Source organism: Allobosea sp. P1_B10 (assembly GCF_056406735.1).
On the sequence record NZ_JBFTZP010000001.1, the window covers coordinates 870,444 to 887,046 of the forward strand.

13 protein-coding genes are annotated in these 16,603 nt (G+C 67.3%); 6 read left to right on the forward strand and 7 right to left on the reverse strand.

The genetic code is table 11. The features are described from left to right. Positions 1-6 precede the first annotated feature (6 nt). Entirely contained in the window at positions 7-1,242 is a 1,236-nt protein-coding gene (locus AC1D2L_RS04355) for a flavin-dependent oxidoreductase (RefSeq protein WP_476844575.1), read from the reverse strand. Positions 1,243-1,533: 291 nt separating this feature from the next. Between AC1D2L_RS04355 and AC1D2L_RS04360 the strand changes: the two genes are divergently transcribed. The 3 genes from AC1D2L_RS04360 to AC1D2L_RS04370 all read left to right on the forward strand — a co-directional run bounded on the left by AC1D2L_RS04360 (position 1,534) and on the right by AC1D2L_RS04370 (position 3,696). Then, on the forward strand, positions 1,534-1,806 hold the full coding sequence (locus AC1D2L_RS04360) for an HU family DNA-binding protein (protein ID WP_476844576.1): 273 nt from the start codon (positions 1,534-1,536) through the stop codon (positions 1,804-1,806). 76 nt (positions 1,807-1,882) lie between these two features. After that, a complete protein-coding gene (locus AC1D2L_RS04365) occupies positions 1,883-3,058 on the forward strand; it encodes a vWA domain-containing protein (protein WP_476844577.1) in 1,176 nt (391 codons plus the stop codon). A 32-nt stretch (positions 3,059-3,090) separates the two neighbouring features. Beyond that, positions 3,091-3,696 carry a hypothetical protein gene (locus AC1D2L_RS04370; RefSeq protein WP_476844578.1) on the forward strand — a complete coding sequence of 202 codons (606 nt, stop codon included), beginning with the start codon at positions 3,091-3,093 and terminating at the stop codon, positions 3,694-3,696. A 55-nt stretch (positions 3,697-3,751) separates the two neighbouring features. Here the strand turns inward: AC1D2L_RS04370 and AC1D2L_RS04375 are convergent, their stop codons facing one another. Next, positions 3,752-4,174, reverse strand: coding sequence for a universal stress protein (locus tag AC1D2L_RS04375; protein WP_476844579.1), 423 nt, complete (start codon positions 4,172-4,174; stop codon positions 3,752-3,754). Positions 4,175-4,344: 170 nt separating this feature from the next. On the opposite strand from AC1D2L_RS04375, the gene AC1D2L_RS04380 reads away from it, so the two are divergent. Next, positions 4,345-5,583 (forward strand): MFS transporter, encoded by a 1,239-nt coding sequence (locus AC1D2L_RS04380; protein ID WP_476844580.1) that lies wholly within the window; start codon positions 4,345-4,347, stop codon positions 5,581-5,583. Positions 5,584-5,695: 112 nt separating this feature from the next. Here the strand turns inward: AC1D2L_RS04380 and AC1D2L_RS04385 are convergent, their stop codons facing one another. Together AC1D2L_RS04385 and AC1D2L_RS04390 are read right to left on the reverse strand one after the other, a co-directional pair. Continuing rightward, positions 5,696-6,016 (reverse strand): 2Fe-2S iron-sulfur cluster-binding protein, encoded by a 321-nt coding sequence (locus AC1D2L_RS04385; RefSeq protein WP_476844581.1) that lies wholly within the window; start codon positions 6,014-6,016, stop codon positions 5,696-5,698. Positions 6,017-6,089: 73 nt separating this feature from the next. Next, positions 6,090-6,428, reverse strand: a complete 339-nt coding sequence (locus tag AC1D2L_RS04390) for an Hpt domain-containing protein (protein ID WP_476844582.1) — start codon at positions 6,426-6,428, stop codon at positions 6,090-6,092. 279 nt (positions 6,429-6,707) lie between these two features. Here AC1D2L_RS04390 and AC1D2L_RS04395 point away from each other — a divergent pair, with 279 nt between their 5' ends. Beyond that, positions 6,708-13,187, forward strand: a complete 6,480-nt coding sequence (locus tag AC1D2L_RS04395; protein WP_476844583.1) for an apolipoprotein A-IV repeat region-like domain-containing protein — start codon at positions 6,708-6,710, stop codon at positions 13,185-13,187. 185 nt (positions 13,188-13,372) lie between these two features. Continuing rightward, positions 13,373-13,849: an HAD family hydrolase gene (locus AC1D2L_RS04400; protein WP_476844584.1), complete on the forward strand. Its 477-nt coding sequence runs from the start codon at positions 13,373-13,375 to the stop codon at positions 13,847-13,849. Between the two features lie 132 nt (positions 13,850-13,981). On the opposite strand, the gene AC1D2L_RS04405 is transcribed toward AC1D2L_RS04400, so the two are convergent. From AC1D2L_RS04405 to AC1D2L_RS04415, 3 genes are read right to left on the reverse strand one after another with little or no spacing between them, the layout of a single operon-like run. After that, complete coding sequence (locus AC1D2L_RS04405) at positions 13,982-14,593, reverse strand: ABC-type transport auxiliary lipoprotein family protein (RefSeq protein ID WP_476844585.1); 612 nt, start codon at positions 14,591-14,593, stop codon at positions 13,982-13,984. Between the two features lie 4 nt (positions 14,594-14,597). Then, positions 14,598-15,740, reverse strand: a complete 1,143-nt coding sequence (locus tag AC1D2L_RS04410) for an MlaD family protein (protein ID WP_476844586.1) — start codon at positions 15,738-15,740, stop codon at positions 14,598-14,600. Positions 15,741-15,751: 11 nt separating this feature from the next. Continuing rightward, positions 15,752-16,603, reverse strand: a complete 852-nt coding sequence (locus AC1D2L_RS04415) for an ABC transporter ATP-binding protein (protein WP_476844587.1) — start codon at positions 16,601-16,603, stop codon at positions 15,752-15,754.

Here is a 16,603-nt window from a genome sequence, read left to right on the forward strand (position 1 = left end):
GGCCGATCAGCTCCGCCGCTGCTCCGAGGCGCCGGTCTTGACGGCGTAGGACTTGGCGATGGCCTCGCGCCTGGCATAGTTCATGACACGCTCGACATCGTCGAAGCCGTGCGGCGCCAGCGCCTCGACGGCATCGATCACCCGCTCGGGGCCACCAAGGCGATTGATCGCGACGATCTCGGCGGTCGCGGGCAGGCGTTCCGCCTCATAGGCTGCCAGCGCGTGGCGCGGATGCTCGGCCTTGACCAGCCAATCGGCGAGGCAGCGCGAGTCGAGGATCGCCTGCGAGGCCCCGTTCGAGCCGACCGGGTACATCGGATGCGCGGCGTCGCCGAGCAGAGTGACGCGGCCATGGGTCCAGCGCGGCAGCGGGTCGCGGTCGCACATCGGATAGTCCCAGAACCCGGGCGACGCCTCGATCAGCCCCAGCACATCGACGCCGGGAATGGTGAAGCGGCGCGCGAAGGGCAGCACGTCCTCCAGACGGCCCGGCTTCGACCACGCTTCCTTCGGCGGCGGCTTGGCGGGATCACCGGTGCGGACATTGACGACCCAGTTGGTCAGCCGCGTTCCAGGTTTGGAGCCCGCGCCGATCGGATACAGCACGAGCTTGCCGCTCATCCCGCCAGCGATGATCATCGTCTCGCCATCATGGAAGGCCGGCCAGTCGCAGGCGCCGCGCCACATCTGCACGCCGTTCCAGCGCGGCGGCCCCTGGTCCGGGAAATAATGCGCACGGACTGCGGAGTGGATGCCGTCGGCCGCGATCAGGACATCGGCGCGCGCGGTCTCGCCCGCCCCTCCCCGCCTTGCATCCGCAAAATGGGCGGTGACGCCGCCTTCATCCTGCATGAAGCCCTGCAACCGCCGCCCGGTTCGCAGCGCATCCGGCCCGAGGCGCGCGACGACGGCGTCGCGGATCAGGCCCTGCAGCTTGCCGCGATGGATCGAGAACTGCGGGACCGGCGCGCCGGCATGCAGGCCGCGCGCCTCGCGCCAGACGGGCTGGCCGAAGCGGTTCATGTAGATCAGTTCGCGCGTGCGGATTGCGACCGCGTCGAGCGCGGGCAGAAGGCCGAGGTCGGCCAGCTCTTTGATCGCGTGCGGCAGCGTGTTGATGCCGACGCCGAGTTCGCGGATCTCGCTCGACTGCTCGTAGACCGTCGCCTCGATTCCGCGTGCGTGCAGCATGAGAGCGAGCGTCAAGCCGCCGATTCCGCCCCCGACTATGATGATCTTCATATGTGTCTGCGCTCCCCACCTTATTATTTTAAGCTTGAAATAACAGGATCTGATTCGTCAATCGGCCGGAAAAATCGGCCCACGTACTGCCGTTTTAGCGTCATTGGAGGGGGAACGAAGCTGATTTCTGTGCGTATGTACCGCCGTGGAGGTCGTCTTTCGACGACGACCGTGCCAACTGGCGAGTACGCGTGACGCGATCGGGAATACTGGGGGGTACGATTGGAGGCGGAATCGAAACGCCTCGCATTCACGCGTTGCTGTCCAAACAACCTTCTCAAGGAGGATTTTATGACCAAGAACGAACTGATCGCCGCCATCGCTGACGAGACCGGCAAGGCCAAGACCGACGTGTCTGCGGTTCTCGCAGCGCTGGGTGCCATCGTCGCCAAGACGTTGAAGTCCGGCGATGACGTCACGCTCGGCGGCGTCGGCAAGCTCTCGGCCGCCAAGCGCGAGGCCCGCGAGGCCCGCAATCCGTCGACCGGCGCCATGATCCAGGTTCCCGCCAAGACCGTGGTGAAGTTCAAGGTCACCAAGGACCTCGCCGACGCCGTGGCGTAAGCGTTGTCGGCAGGCAGCACCCGGCGTTCGCGCCGGGGCTGCTTGACCGCAGCGCGCCGACCCGCACAGTAGCGGGATGTTCCTCCGCCTCTTTACCGACCTGCGCGCAGCCAAGGTTCCCCTCACCTTGCGGGAATACCTCGCTCTGCTCGAAGGCGTAGAGGCGGATCTCGCCGAGCACCGGGTCGACGAGTTCTACTATCTCGCCCGCTGTTGCCTGGTGAAGGACGAGCGCCATCTCGACCGGTTCGACCAGGTCTTTGCCCAGGTGTTCAAGGGCATGGAGACGCTGGGCCAGGCCATGGAGCCAACCGGCATCCCCGAGGATTGGCTGCGCAAGCTCGCCGAGAAATACCTGACCGACGAAGAGAAGGCCCAGATCGATGCGATGGGCTGGGACAAGCTCTGGGAGACGCTGAAGCAGCGCCTCGAGGAGCAGAAGGGCCGCCACCAGGGTGGATCGAAATGGATCGGCACTGCCGGCACATCGCCCTATGGCGCCTATGGCTACAACCCCGAAGGCGTTCGCATCGGCCAGGATAAGAACCGCAATTTCCGCGCGGTGAAAGTCTGGGACAAGCGCGAGTTCAAGGATTTCGACGACACCCGCGAGCTCGGGGTACGCAACCTCAGGATCGCGCTGCGCCGCCTGCGCAAATTTGCCCGCACCGGCGCGGCAGAGGAACTCGACCTCGATTCAACCATCTCGGAAACCGCCCGCCACGGCTATCTCGATGTGAAGCTGCGGCCGGAGCGGCGCAATGCGGTGAAGGTGCTGCTGTTCCTGGATGTCGGCGGCTCGATGGACTGGCATATCGAGTTGGCCGAGGAGCTGTTCTCGGCGGCCCGGGCCGAGTTCAAGCATTTCGAGCACTTCTACTTCCACAACTGCCCCTATGAGCGGGTCTGGCGCGAGAACCGGCGCCGGCACGACCAGGTGATTCCGACCTGGGACATCCTGCGGACCTATCCGCCGGACTATCGCGTCGTCTTCGTCGGCGACGCTTCGATGAGCCCCTATGAGATCGCCATGCCAGGCGGTTCGGTCGAGCACTGGAACGAGGAAGCCGGGCAGGTCTGGATGGAACGGCTCACCGGCCGATTCCAGAAATCGGTATGGCTCAACCCGGTGCAGCAGAATCTCTGGAGCTACACCCAGTCGATCCGCCACATCGGCGGCCTGATGGGCGGCCGCATGTTCCCGCTGACGCTCGACGGGCTCGACGGCGCGATGAAGGTGCTGGCGCGCTGACAAAGCAGCGGCAAGCCGCTAAGGCTCCCACCATGCGCGCTGATCCGACCCACGAGACCCCGCCCCTTCCCTCTTGGCGCCAGCGTCCGAGGCCGATCGGCTTCGAGATCAGCTACCGGCTCAACGGCGAGACGCTGGAGATCGACACCACCCGCAAGATCGACCATGTCCGGCTCGACAGCGTCGAGCAGGTGCGCTTCATCTATGCGCCTAGCAACGTCAGCACCAAGGGCTTCAAAACGCAGCTCAGGCTGACCAACGGCAAGGTCGTAACCTTCGGCAACCTGTCCTGGCGTTCGCTGACCGACATGGAACGCGACGATGCCGGCTACCACGCCTTCGTGGCGGCGCTTTCGCAGACGATCGCGCGCGCCTCTCCCAAGGCGCGCTTCCTGGCCGGCAAGCCGGTCGCGCTCTGGCTGGCGCTGGCGGCGGTGAGCGGCATGTCGCTCGTGATGCTGGCGGCTTTCACGGCGTGCGCCTTCCTGCAAGGCGCGGCGCCGACCGGTTTTCTCGGCCTCGCGCTGCTTGCAGCATCGACGTGGCAGGTCTGGCCGATGGTCAAGCTCAACCGGCCAAGCGAGCTTGCCCATGGCGAAGTGCCCGACCACCTCGTCCCGGGGCGGCCGCGCAACTGATCGTCAAGGCAGCGGCCTGTCCCGACATCAGCATGCGGCTGTTCGGGCCGATGCCCTAGCGCACGACCAGAACCGAGCATTTCGCGCGGCGCACGATCGTCGAGGCGTTCGATCCGATGACATAGGCCAGCATGCCGGGCTCATGCGAGGCGATGATGATGAGGTCTGCCCCGCTTGCCTCGGCCTCGGCCAGAACCTCGCCGTGGACCGAGCCGACGAGAACCTTGGCCGAGACCTGCTCAGGCGGCAACGGCACCGTCGCCGCGATGCCTGCGAGCTTGGCCTCGGCATCGCCCTGCTGCTCGGTGTCGAAGTCGGCGGGCACGAATTCCATGTAGGTGATCGGCACGAGCGAGCGGACATAGACCAGCCTGACGGTGCCGCCGGCCGCGTCCGCGAGCATGACGGCTGCGTCGATCGCGGGCTGGGCCAGATCGGCCTCTGCAAGATCGACGGGAACCAGGATCGATTTGTACATGGCGTCCTCCTCTCGCTGCTCAGCCTGCCCGCACGGGCCCCAAAGCCGCAGCCACCATGTGAGGAAGGATACAGCCGCGCATGGTCGTCATGATGCGCTGCAAATTGACGCATCGGCATCCGGGACTAAGAGTGGCGCGGCTTTTGCCGTTTCTCGTTCCGGGCCATTCCATGACCGATCTCTCGCAGGCCCCGCGCGGCATCCAGGCCGTCTTGCGCTCGCCGACCGCCTTCCTGATGGTGCTCGCCTTCATCAACTGGCTCGGTTTCGCGAGCTGGAGCGCGCTGATCAACAACTTCTCGAAGGAAGCGGCGGGCTTCACGGGCGCCGATATCGGCATCCTGCAATCGGTGCGGGAGATCCCGGGCTTCCTCGCCTTCACCGCCATCATCCTGTTCTGGTTCATGCGCGAGCAGGTGCTGGCCTATTTCAGCCTGGTCGCACTCGGCGTCGGAGTCGCCATCACCGGCTTCTACCCGACGCTGGGCGGCCTGCTGCTGACCACCACGATCATGTCGCTCGGCTTCCATTACTACGAGACCGCACAGCAATCCCTTCAGCTGCAGTTGCTGCCAAAGGCCGAGGCGCCGCGACTTCTGGGCCGCATCGCGGGCGCATCGGCGATGGCGCAGCTTCTCGCCTTCGGATCGATCGCCCTGGTATGGCGCCTGTTCCAGCCGGGCTACATCACCGTCTTCATGGTGGCGGGGCTGGTGACGATCGTGTTGGCCGTGGGCGCGTGGCTGGCGTTCCCGCGCTTCCAGGGCAGCGTGCCGCAGAACAAGGGCTTCGTGCTGCGCAAGCGCTACTGGCTCTACTATGCCCTGACCTTCATGTCGGGCGCGCGCCGCCAGATCTTCATGGCGTTCGGCGGCTTCCTGCTGGTCGAGCGCTTCGGCTACGACGTCTCTGCCACCGCGGCGCTGATGCTGGCGACTTATGGCATCAACACCTTCATGGGGCCGATGCTGGGCAACCTGATCGGGCGCGTGGGCGAGCGCGCGACCATCCAGATGGAGAATATCTCGCTGATCGCGGTGTTCGTGGGCTACGCGCTGGCGAGCCACGGCCATTTCGCCGGATGGGGCGCCTATGTCGCCGGCGCGCTCTTCATCGTCGACGGCGTGTTCTTCACGCTGACGCTGGCCCAGCGCACCTATTTCCAGAAGATCGCCGATCCCGCCGACATAGCGCCGACGTCGGCCGTCGCCTTCACGATCAACCACATCGCTGCCGTGTTCCTGCCGGTGACCTTCGGCCTGCTCTGGATCCGTGATCCCGCGATCGTGTTCTATATCGGGGCGGGCGTCGCGACCGTGTCACTGTCGCTGGGCTTCCTCGTGCCGCGCCATCCCGTCGCGGGAGCCGAGACGACAATGTCCCCAGCCCTGCCCGCAGCCGCGGAATAGGCGGCGGGACCACGAAGGCAGATTCAACCCGCATCCGGCCGCGCGGGCTCAGCCGTCGAGATGCAGCTTCGCGCCCGCTGGATGAGGGCGTCGTTTCCGATGCGTCAGAAAATCAGCCCTGGCGGGCGGGCGTGCGGACGATCAGGCCGTCGAGTTCGTCCCTGACCCGGATCTGGCAGGAGAGGCGCGAGGTCGGGCGGACGTCGAAGGCGAAGTCGAGCATGTCCTCTTCCATCGACTCCGCGCCGCCGACCTTTTCGGACCAGGCGTCGTCGACATAGACATGGCAGGTCGCGCAGGCGCAGGCGCCGCCGCATTCGGCCTCGATCCCGGGTATGCCGTTGCGCACGGCAACCTCCATCACCGTCGAGCCCACTTCGCCCTCGGCGGTGCGGCTCGTTCCCTGAGCGTCGATGTAGGTGATGGTCGGCATGGAGAACTCCGGCAGACGATTGACGCGCCCCGCTTAGAATACTTCCATCCGCAGAGGGAAGTGTTTTCGCCGCTCAGGCGGCGCAGTCGAAGCGTGAAATCGCCGCACGCGCCTCGGCGGCGGCGAGCGCTAGCGCGTCCATCGCAGTCTCTTCGCGGCGAGGGTCGGGCTGCGCGAGTTGCTGCTCGATTGCGGCGGCGGCATCGGCCACCTGCCAGGCGCCGACGGCCTGGGCCGCCCCCTTCAGGCTGTGGGCGGCGTCCATGCGGGTCTTGGCGTCGGCGCCGGCATGGATGGTGCGCAGGTGGCGCACGCATTGCTGCGAGAACAGCGTGAGGAGCTCGCGCTCGAGTTCGTGGTCACCGCCGGTCTGGCGGGAAAGATGGACAAGATCGATGGCGGTCTGAGGCATTTCTGGCTCGGCGGGATGACGGGTGGGATGACGCTTGGACAGGACGCGCGCGCGGCGCTTTGACGCTACAAGAAGCGCTCCTATGGTGAATGAGGCGTTAACGACGTTTGTGAATCGGGCACCCAAATGGGTTCCCATACCCTGATGCCTCCTCTACCCTTCCTGTCTGGTAAACGATGGGCGCAGTGTCTGCCGTCGTGCCCGGGTCAGAGGCGGCTCGTGGCGTTGGCGCAGACAGCAAGCAGCACCCTTCGATTGTAGCGTTGCGAGGCGGTAAGCATGACCCGGCAAAAGAAGCTTCAGGATCCGACCGAGGCCGCGATGTCGGCCATCGAAGAGGCCTTGCGGCTGGACCAGCCTGTCAGGACCGATATCGATCCGGTGCTGCCCGAACCTAAGCTGCCCTCCACGGCCGATACCGATCTCAGGATCGAGCTGCCGCGCGTCGAAACACCGCCGCCCGCCGAGAAGGCCGCCCCCCCGGCCGCTCCGCCCGCCCCTGCGCGTGCCTCGATCGCGCCTGACACCAGCCGTGTCGCCAATGACGACCGGCGCGATTCAAGCTCTCTGGTCCATGCCTTCTCGGCGCGGCCTTCGCTGCGCCCCTACTGGTTCGCTGCCGCCGGCTCCCTCGCCTGGCTCGGCGCTGCCGGCTTCGTCCTGACCCGGCGCTTCGGCTCCTTCAGCGCGGGCGTGCCCGAAAGCATGGCTGCGCTCGGCATCGCCGAATGGACCCTGATCGCGCTGACGATCGGCGCGCCGCTGGTGTTCTTCTTCGTGCTGGCGGCGCTGTATCGCCGCAGCCAGGAAATGCGCCTCGTCGCCCGTGCCATGACCGAGGTTGCCCTGCGCCTGGCCGAGCCCGAGATCGTCGGCGCCGATTCCGTCCTCTCCCTCAGCCAGACCATCCGCCGCGAAGTCGCCGCGATGGGCGACGGCATCGAGCGGGCGGTCGCCCGTGCCGGCGAGCTTGAGACGATCGTGCGTGGCGAGATCGCGACGCTCGAGCGCGCCTATGCCGACAATGAGATCCGCCTGCGCTCCCTGATCGACGAGTTGGTGACGCAGCGCGAGGCCGTCGTCGGCAATGCAGAGCGCGTCAAGTTTGCGATCAGCGGCGCCCATGAGGGGCTGTCCAAGGACCTCGACAATGCCAGCCGCGTCATCGCCGAAGCGGTGGCCCAGGCCGGCGACCGGGTCACCGGCTCGCTTGGCGAGAAGGGCGACCAGATCACGCTCGCGCTCGGTCGGGCCGGCGAGCGTATGGTCGACGAGATCAGCGGACGCGGCAACGAACTCGTCGAGCGTCTGCAGATCACCTCCGGCGAAGTCGGCGATCGGCTTGCTGGCGCCAGCGACAATCTCTCGACGCTGCTCGACGGCCGCGCCCAGGAAATCGCCTCCTCGCTGGAGCGCACCGGCGCTGTGCTGACCGAGGGCCTCACCGCCGGCGCCCGCGACGTCACCCGCGCCATCAGCGAGACCGGTTCACAGGTCGCCGACACGCTTGCCCTGCGCGCCGAGAGCGTCAACGAGACCCTGCGCGCCACCGGCGAAGGCCTGGCCAAGGAAATCTCGGCACGCGGCGCCGATGTCGCCGAACGCTTCGAGGCTTCGAGCCGCTCGATGGTTGCCCTGATCGAGGGCCAGAGCGAGCAGATCGGCACCCGTCTGGCCGAGACCGGCGAGACCCTGCGCAGCACGCTTTCCAACGAAGGCGAGAGCGTCACCACCCGCCTGGCCGAAGTCGGCCGCGGTGTGCACGGCCTGCTGAACCGCCAGAACGAGCTGATCGCATCGCGCCTGATCGAGATCGGCGACAGCGTCAACGGACTGATCGGAACCCAGGGCGAGACACTGGTCTCGCGCCTCAACGACACCGTCCGCACGGTCGATGATGTGCTGCGCGAGCGCAGCGACGCCATCGTCCTGCGCGTCAACGAAGCCGGCCAGTCGATCGGCGACAGCGTCAGCCGCCATGGCGACGAACTGACCTCGCGCATCACCGAGGTCGGGGCCACCGTGCACGGCCTGTTCAGCGAACAGGGCGGCAGCCTGGTCGCGCGTCTCTCGGAGACCGGCGAAACCGTTCACAACCTGCTCAGCAGCCAGGCCGACACGCTGGTCTCCAAGGTCTCCGGCGCAGGCCAGGACGTCGCGCGGATCGTTGCCGAGCAGAGCGAGGCCCTCGTCACCCGGGTCTCGGGCACGGGCGCCGAAGTCGCCAGCCTGCTCGCCAACCAGAGCGCGGCCCTCGTTTCGAGCGTGAACGGCGCCGGCAGGGACGTCGCCGCCCTCGTCGCCGAACAGGGCGACGCCCTTGTGGCTCGCGTCTCCGGCACGGGTACCGAGGTCGTCTCTCTTCTGACTGAACAGAGCGATGCGCTCGTCTCGCGCGTCTCGGGCGCAGGCAAGGATGTTGCCGCCCTCGTCGCCGAGCAGAGCGACGCCCTTGTGGCCCGCGTCTCGGGCACGGGCACCGAGGTCGTCACCCTTCTGACCGAACTGAGCGATGCGCTCGTCTCGCGCGTCTCGGGCGCCGGCAAGGATGTCGCGGCGCTGGTCGCCGAGCAGAGCAACGCGCTGGTCTCGCGTGTCTCGGGCACCGGCTCGGACGTCGCCGCCATGCTCGCGCAGCAGAGCGAGGCGCTGGTCTCCCGCGTCGCCGGCACGGGTAACGACGTCGCAACCCTGCTCTCCGAGCAGAGCGAGACCTTGGTGTCGCGCGTCGCGGGCGCCGGCAGCGATTTCGCGGCCCGGGTCGCCGGACAGAGCGAGTCCCTGGTTTCGCGCGTCACTGGCGCAGGAGCCCAGCTCGTCAAGCTCATCGATGGCCAGAGCGAGGCGCTGGTCTCCCGCGTTTCGGGGGCCGGTACCGAAGTCGACGCCTTGCTCGCCAACCGCACAGATGCACTGGTCTCGCGCCTCAGCGAGGCCGGCCGTGAGGTCGATACGCTGGTCGAGCGCCAGAGCGACGCGCTCGTGCTGCGAATCAACGAGGCCGGCACGCAGGTCGAGAGCCTGATCGGCAACCAGCGCGAGGCCCTGATCACGGGCCTGACCGATACCGGCCAGCGCGTCGGCGCCCTGCTCGACGAGCAGGCCGGCATGATGACGTTCACGGTCTCGCAGGCCGGGCTTGAGCTCAAGGACCTGCTCGGAAACGAGAGCCAGGCACTGGTCTCCCGGATCGCCGATGTTGGCCGCTCCGTCCATGGCGTGCTGGCTGAGCGCAGCAGCACGCTCATCACCCGCCTCAACGAGACCGGGGATACCGTCAACCGCCAGCTCGACGAGCAGGGCGCGGTTCTCGCCGCCCGCGTCAAGGACGCGACGGAGAGCGCCCGCGTCACGTTGGAACACCAGCAGAGCGGCTTCCTAGCCCGCCTCGGCGAGACCAGCGAGCAGGTCGGCTCGCTGCTCGGCGAGCAGCGCGACCTCATGGTTCGCGATCTCGTCAGCACAGGCCGCGAGGTTCACGGATTGCTCGGCGAGCAGAGCGAGGAGCTGGCGCGCCGGATGACCGACGCCACCCGGACCCTGACCGAGACGATCAACGTCGATGGACGGCACGTCGCCGACCGCGTCACCGAAGCGACGCAGACCCTGCGCGACACCTTCACCGTCCACGCCGAGGACGCACGGACGATGTTGGCCGGCACCGGGCGCGAGATCGTGATGGCGCTGACCCAGCAGGGTGGACGCGTCAACGAGGCGCTGGCTGCCAACGCTGAATCCATGCTGCGCTCGGTCGAAAGCCGCTCGCAGGCGCTCAACGAGGCGCTCGCCGGCAAGCATGATGCGCTGATCAAGCTGTTCGACACCCAGGGCCGCGAGATCTCGTCTGATCTCGGTGCTCGTTTGGCCGCCTTCGAGGACATCCTGCTCAACCAGGGCGGTTCCCTCGCCTCCCGCGTCGCCGAAAACGCTCGCAGCTTCTCGGACACCGTGACCGCGCGCCTGGCTCAGGTCGAGCGCCTGTTCGGCGAGGAAGGGCTTGCCCTGGCCGATCGCGTCGGCTCCCGCTCGCTCGAAGCCGCCGAGATCCTGGCCGGCCGGACTGCGGAAGCCGCTGCCGCGATGGAGAACCAGATCAAGGTCTTCGAGGATCGCTCCAGCGCCAAGAGCGCCGAGATCGGCCAGTCGCTCGACACGCTGATCGCACGCATCGACGGCAATCTCGGCTCGCGCGCCACGGCCCTCAACGAGGCGCTGGTGGAACGCACGGTCGACATCGCCCGCGTGCTGGCGGAGGGCGGCCGCGAGGTCACCCGCGCGCTTGCCGCAAAGGCGGACGAGATCGGCGAGGTCGTCACCTCCAAGAGCGAGGCGTTGACCCGCACGCTCGGCGACAAGGCCGATGCCATCAACGCCACGCTCGGCGGACGCGCCCTGCAGATCGCCGATACGCTCGACCAGAGCGTCGCGCGCTTCGAGGAGCGCGTGGTCAACCGGCTCGATACCGTCTCCGGCACGCTCGATACACGCAGCCAGGAGTTCGCAGACACGCTGCAGAGCCGTTCGGACGCCATCACTGGCGCCCTCACCGCCCGCACCGAGGAACTGCGCGGGCTGTTCGACGAGAAGGGCAGCGGCATGGTCGACATGCTGCGCCATCGTGGCGAGATCATCGCCGCCGCGCTCGAAACTCGCACCAATGCCTTGCGTGCCCTGCTCGATGAAAAGGGCAGCGGCGTCGTCGATGCGCTGGGCGAACGCGGCGAGACCATCGCCGCCGCGCTCGAGGCTCATACCGAAGCCCTGCGCGCTCTCTTCGACGAGAAGGGCGGCAATGCCGTCAGCGCCCTCACCTTGCGTGGCGAGGCCATCGCCTCGGCGCTGGGTGCCCGCGCCGACGAACTGCGTAACCTGTTCGACGAGAAGGGCGGCGGCATGGTCGACGCGCTGAGCCAGCGTGGCGAGGCCATCGCCGGCGAGGTCGCCAGCGTCGGCGAGGCCATCGTGCGCGCCATCGAAGGCCGCAGCACCTCGATGGTGGCGGGCCTGCGCCAGCATGGCGTCGAGATCACCACCGCGCTCGACACATCGGCGGGCGCGCTGCGCGAAACCCTCGAATCCGGCACACGCCTCTCCGTGGACGCGCTGGTGAACACCAACGAGCAGTTGCGCGGCGAACTCGGCGGCATGCTCGGCCGCCTCGGCGAAGCCAACAAGCTGATGCAGCAGATCGTCACCGGCGCGAACAAGAACCTCGCAGCGATCGAAGGCGGTCTCTCGACCCGCGTCGGCGAGCTGCAGGAGGTGATCGGCACGGTGATGGAGGAAACCGGGCGCGCCTCGCAGCAGGTCGCCGCCCAGGTCGCCGAGCTCAAGACCTTCTCGGAAGGGACGTTGCGCGAGACCACCGCGCTCGTCGCGCAGCTCGACGACAAGGGCGCCTCGCTCAGCGAAGCCACCCAGACGAGCGCATCGGCCCTGCACGCCGTCGCGGCACGCCTCGAACAGGTCGAAGCCCGCGTCGGCAAGGCCCTGACCGAGCGCAAGTCCGCACTGGACGAGTTGCACGGCCTGATCGCCACGCGCACAGAAGACGTCGAATCGATCACGCGCTCCTTTGCGGCGCTGATCGACGACCAGCTGAGCTCGGCGGAAGCCCGCGCCCGCCAGATCGGCGGCGTGCTCAGCGAATCCGCCGAGGCCTCGACCCATGCGATCGAGCATCAGTTCGAGCTGATCCGCGCCACCACCGGCAAGGAGCGCGAGCGCACCGCCAGCGCCCTGCGCGCGGCCTATGAGCAGGTCACCACCGAGGTTGGCAACGAACTCGCCAAGGTGACCGAGCGCTTCCAGAGCGCGGCCAAGGACATGAAGAACGTCACCGCCGAGATCCACCAGGATCTCGAGGCGACCCGCGCGGAACTCAAGCGCGGCGTGCTCGAACTGCCCCGCGAGACGCAGGAATCGACCAGCGCCATGCGCCGCGTCGTGTCCGAGCAGATCAAGGCGCTGAACGAGCTGACGGAGATCGTCACGAAGTCGGGCCGTCGCCACGACGTCGCGGCGGCAGCCGACAGCCAGCCGCGTCGTGCTCCGGTCGCAGCCGCTCCGGCGCCTGCCCCGGCCCCCGCGATGCCCAGCTACACGACGGTGACCCAGGCCCGGATGCCGGTGGTTTCCGAGCCGCTGCTGCGGCCGTCGATCGACGCCAGCGCCGAGCTTCCGGTCCAGCAGGCAGCGCGGCCCGAGCCCCGGCCCGTCACCCCTGCCCCCGTGCAGCGGCCGGCGCCGGTGCAGGAGCTGCCGCGTCGCGCGGCCGAGCCGCAGGCGCAGCCCCGCCCGCAGCAGGTGCAGCCGGCCCAGCCCCCGGCCAAGGCCGGATGGCTGTCCGACCTGCTCAACCGCGCCTCGCGTGAGGAGCCGCCGGTCGAAACCTCGAAGCCCACCGCGCATTCGATCGAGAAGCTCGACTCGCTGTCGGTGGATATCGCCCGCATGATCGATCATGAGGCGGCCGTCGAGCTGTGGGACCGCTACAAGCGCGGCGAGCGCAATGTCTTCACGCGCCGGCTCTACACGCTGCAGGGCCAGCAGACCTTCGACGAGATCCGGCGCAAATACCGCCGCGACGCGGAGTTCAAGGAGACCGTCGATCGCTACATCGACGAGTTCGAGCGCCTGCTCGGCGAAGCCGCCAAGGACGATCGCGACTCGATGGTGGCCAAGACCTACCTCACCTCCGAGACGGGCAAGGTCTACACCATGCTCGCCCATGCCAGCGGGCGCTTCGAGGCGAACTGACGCCGAGGGCGCCCTCGACAGACCGATAAGGAAGGCCGCCCTGACGGGCGGCCTGTTCTCGTTGGGGACTGCGGCTGGCTGCGTTTTCGCACATTCGGCAAGTCAGCGTGACGGCCGCCCGCGTCACGGCGCTTCAACGGAGACAGAGAGCCTGATAGCGTTCGGCGATGCGGCTCAAGGCTCTCATGCTCGATGTCGACGGCGTGCTGATCTTGCACCCCGACCCCGGCGGCTGGTCGAGCAATCTCGAACGCGACCTCGGCATCTCAAAAGAGACGCTCCAGAATGCGTTCTTCGCCAAGCACTGGCACGATATCGTCGTGGGGCGCGCGGATCTCCATCCGACGCTGGATGCGGCCCTGGCGGAGATCGGCACCGGTGTCAGCTCCGAAAGGCTGGTCGACTACTGGTTCGAACACGATGCCCATGTGAACCATGATCTGCTGGATGCGCTGGTCGCACTGCAATCAGCCGGCCCGGAACTACATCTCGCCACGGTGCAGGATCACGCGCGGGCGCGTTACCTCTGGCACGTGCTGGGCTTCAAGCGCCATTTCACGGCTATGCACTATGCGGCTGATCTCGGCGTGGCGAAGCCCGATGCGCGATTCTTTGCGTGCATCGAGCAACGGACGGGCTTCAGCCGCAGGAACTTCTTCTGATCGACGACACGCAGGAGAACATCGACGCAGCGCGGGCTCGGGGATGGCACGCCGCGTTGTGGGACAAGCAGGCGCGCCTGGCCGACATCCTGGCGCTGCATCTCTAGCGAGGCATCGCCTTCGCGCGGCCTGTCAGCGCACCCAGCGCACGATCTCGACCAGCACCTGCGACAGTGCCTTGTTCAGGGCCTGCGCCGCGGCTCCGCCATCGCCGGCGGTGGCTGGCACGCGAGCGGAAAACAGGCGCGCGCGCTGGATCTGGCCGGTACGATCCCCGACAAGCTTGGCCGAAATCTCGACGACGGCCGTGCCGCTCGCCGTATCGATGTTGAAGCTGCGGATATCGGTATTCAGCTGCATATCCGGAACAATGCGCTCGCCCGGCCGCGACACCGAGGTGAGCCGGCCGCCATTCTCGAACGTCTGGATCAACCGCGCCTGGACGAGCTTGGGCACGCGATCGGCCCATTGGGCTCCGCCTGCGAACGACAGCGCGCCCGCGGAATCCTTGACGATGATACGGTCGGAATCCAGCGTCTGCACCGTCGTCGGCTCGGCCACGACGAGCGCGGCACGGCTGCCGGCGACGCGCCCGACATCGCGCGGCCCCGGCGCGGAGAGATCATAAGTGGTCGGCGTCGCCCCTCCGCCGCAGCCCGCAAGAAGCATCGAACCGGCGAAGAGCAGGGCGATGGCGCTGAGGGAATGGAGACGAGGCGGCGTTGGGCGGGAGATCATCGGCATGAGGCTAGCGTGATCCATTGTACTGGGGCAATGACGGTTTGCCGCCAAAGATGAATTGCTGCGGGTTGCGTTCGATGCTGCGGATCGTCCGGTTCAGATCCGACAGCGTCTTCTTGCCGTCGCTGGCGAGCGACTCGATCTGGCGCAGGCCCGGCCCGGTAAAGCCGGCGATGCCGCGGGTGATCTCGGCGGTGCGCTTGTCGAGGTTGTCGGCAAGCACGCGGATCGACTTGGCGGCGTCCCCCACCTCGGTGAAGGCGCTGCGGCCATCCTGTCCGGCGGCAGTGTTCAGGAAAGCCTGCGCGCTCTTGAGCACGCCCTCGACCTGATCGGCCGCACGGTTGAGCTTGTCGGTGATCGAGGCGACATCCTTCACGGCCTTGCCGACATCCCCGCTGGAGCTTCCAAGCGCCGCAGTGAACTTGTCGACATTCTCGACGATCGCGATCACCTTCTTGTCGTCGACCGAGCGCACGATCTCGGTCAGTTCATCGCTGAGGACGCCGAGCTTCTGCGCCAGGGGCGCGATCGTCTCGGCAATCGTGCCGAACGACTTCATCAGCTTGTCGACGCCATCGGAGTTGTCGCCGAGCGCAGCCGAGAACTTCTCTACATTGCGGACCGTGTTGCTGATCGACCCGGCATTGTCCTTGACCAGTCCCTCGATGCCGCCGAGCACCTCGTCGGCGCGCTTGGCGATGGTGCGCACGGTCTCGATGATGTCCTGCAGTTCCGAACGCTCGGCGATGATGACCGGCATCGACTGGCCGGGCTGAGCCTGGAGCGGGGCGGAGTTGGGATCGCCGCCGAGGAGCTGGACAGCGACCACGCCGGCCAACCCCTGCGCCTCGATGCGAGCGCGCGTATCGACGCGTAGCGGCGTCGAGCTGTCGACCTGGATCACCGCATAGATCTGGCGTGGGTCGTCGGGCTGCAATTCGATGCGGGTGACCTCGCCGACGCGCAGGCCGTTGAACAGCACGCTCGACCCGCGTCCGAGGCCGGTCACCGTGCCGCTGAAGATGACGCGCACATCGACGCGGCGGCCGGCGCCACCGCTGTTGAACCAATAGACGAAGCCGAACAGCGCCGCGAGAACCGCAAGCGTGAACAACCCTACAAGCGCATAGTTTGCCCGCGATTCCATGGTCTAGCGCTTCATCCTTGCATATGCGCCGGCTGCCGTGCTCGCGCCCGCTCGCCACCGAAGTAAGATTTGAGCCACGGATGGTCCGAGGCCAGCATTGTGGCAAGCGGGCCGACCGCGATCACCCGCTTGTCGGCCAGCGCCGCGATCCGATCGCAGGCCGAATAGAGGCTGTCGAGATCATGGGTCACCATGAAGACGGTGAGCCCCAGCGTCTGCTTCAACGTCATGATCAGTTCGTCGAACTCGGCGGCGCCGATCGGATCGAGGCCCGAGGTCGGCTCGTCGAGGAAGACGATCTCGGGGTCCAGCGCCAGCGCGCGCGCCAGCGCCGCGCGCTTGATCATTCCGCCGGACAGTTCCGAGGGCGATTTGTCGGCGGCATCGCGCGCCAGCCCGACCAGATCGAGCTTCACCATCGCCATGTCCTCGAGCAGGCCCGGCGAGAGCTTGAGGTATTCGCGCATCGGCACCTGGATGTTCTGCTTCACGGTCAATGCCGAGAACAGCGCCCCGTGCTGGAACATCACCCCGAAGCGCCTCTCCAGCGCACGCCGCCGGACGGCATCGAGCGTGTCGACATCCTCGCCCAGCACCTCGATGGTCCCGCGCGATTTGCGGACCAGGCCGAGGATCGTGCGCGTCAGGACCGACTTGCCCTGCCCCGAGCCGCCGACGAAGCCCAGGATCTCGCCGCGCATCACGTCGAGGTCGAGTCCGTCCATGATCACCTTGTCGCCGAACTGGACCTTGAGGTCGCGCACGCGGATCACCGCATCCGCAGGGGCGGAAGCAGCATCGCGGCCGGATGCGGCGCCGTCCTGGCGCGCATCGGTGCGGAGCTCTGTCGCTGCTTCGGTCAT

Coding starts and splice junctions, on each gene's coding strand:
- AC1D2L_RS04355 (WP_476844575.1), bottom strand. CDS start 1,242: ATGAAGATCATCATAGTCGGGGGCGGAATCGGCGGCTTGACGCTCGCT.
- AC1D2L_RS04395 (WP_476844583.1), top strand. CDS start 6,708: ATGACCCGGCAAAAGAAGCTTCAGGATCCGACCGAGGCCGCGATGTCG.
- AC1D2L_RS04405 (WP_476844585.1), bottom strand. CDS start 14,593: ATGCCGATGATCTCCCGCCCAACGCCGCCTCGTCTCCATTCCCTCAGC.
- AC1D2L_RS04410 (WP_476844586.1), bottom strand. CDS start 15,740: ATGGAATCGCGGGCAAACTATGCGCTTGTAGGGTTGTTCACGCTTGCG.
- AC1D2L_RS04365 (WP_476844577.1), top strand. CDS start 1,883: ATGTTCCTCCGCCTCTTTACCGACCTGCGCGCAGCCAAGGTTCCCCTC.
- AC1D2L_RS04415 (WP_476844587.1), bottom strand. CDS start 16,603: ATGACCGAAGCAGCGACAGAGCTCCGCACCGATGCGCGCCAGGACGGC.
- AC1D2L_RS04385 (WP_476844581.1), bottom strand. CDS start 6,016: ATGCCGACCATCACCTACATCGACGCTCAGGGAACGAGCCGCACCGCC.
- AC1D2L_RS04380 (WP_476844580.1), top strand. CDS start 4,345: ATGACCGATCTCTCGCAGGCCCCGCGCGGCATCCAGGCCGTCTTGCGC.
- AC1D2L_RS04375 (WP_476844579.1), bottom strand. CDS start 4,174: ATGTACAAATCGATCCTGGTTCCCGTCGATCTTGCAGAGGCCGATCTG.
- AC1D2L_RS04390 (WP_476844582.1), bottom strand. CDS start 6,428: ATGCCTCAGACCGCCATCGATCTTGTCCATCTTTCCCGCCAGACCGGC.
- AC1D2L_RS04360 (WP_476844576.1), top strand. CDS start 1,534: ATGACCAAGAACGAACTGATCGCCGCCATCGCTGACGAGACCGGCAAG.
- AC1D2L_RS04400 (WP_476844584.1), top strand. CDS start 13,373: ATGCTCGATGTCGACGGCGTGCTGATCTTGCACCCCGACCCCGGCGGC.
- AC1D2L_RS04370 (WP_476844578.1), top strand. CDS start 3,091: ATGCGCGCTGATCCGACCCACGAGACCCCGCCCCTTCCCTCTTGGCGC.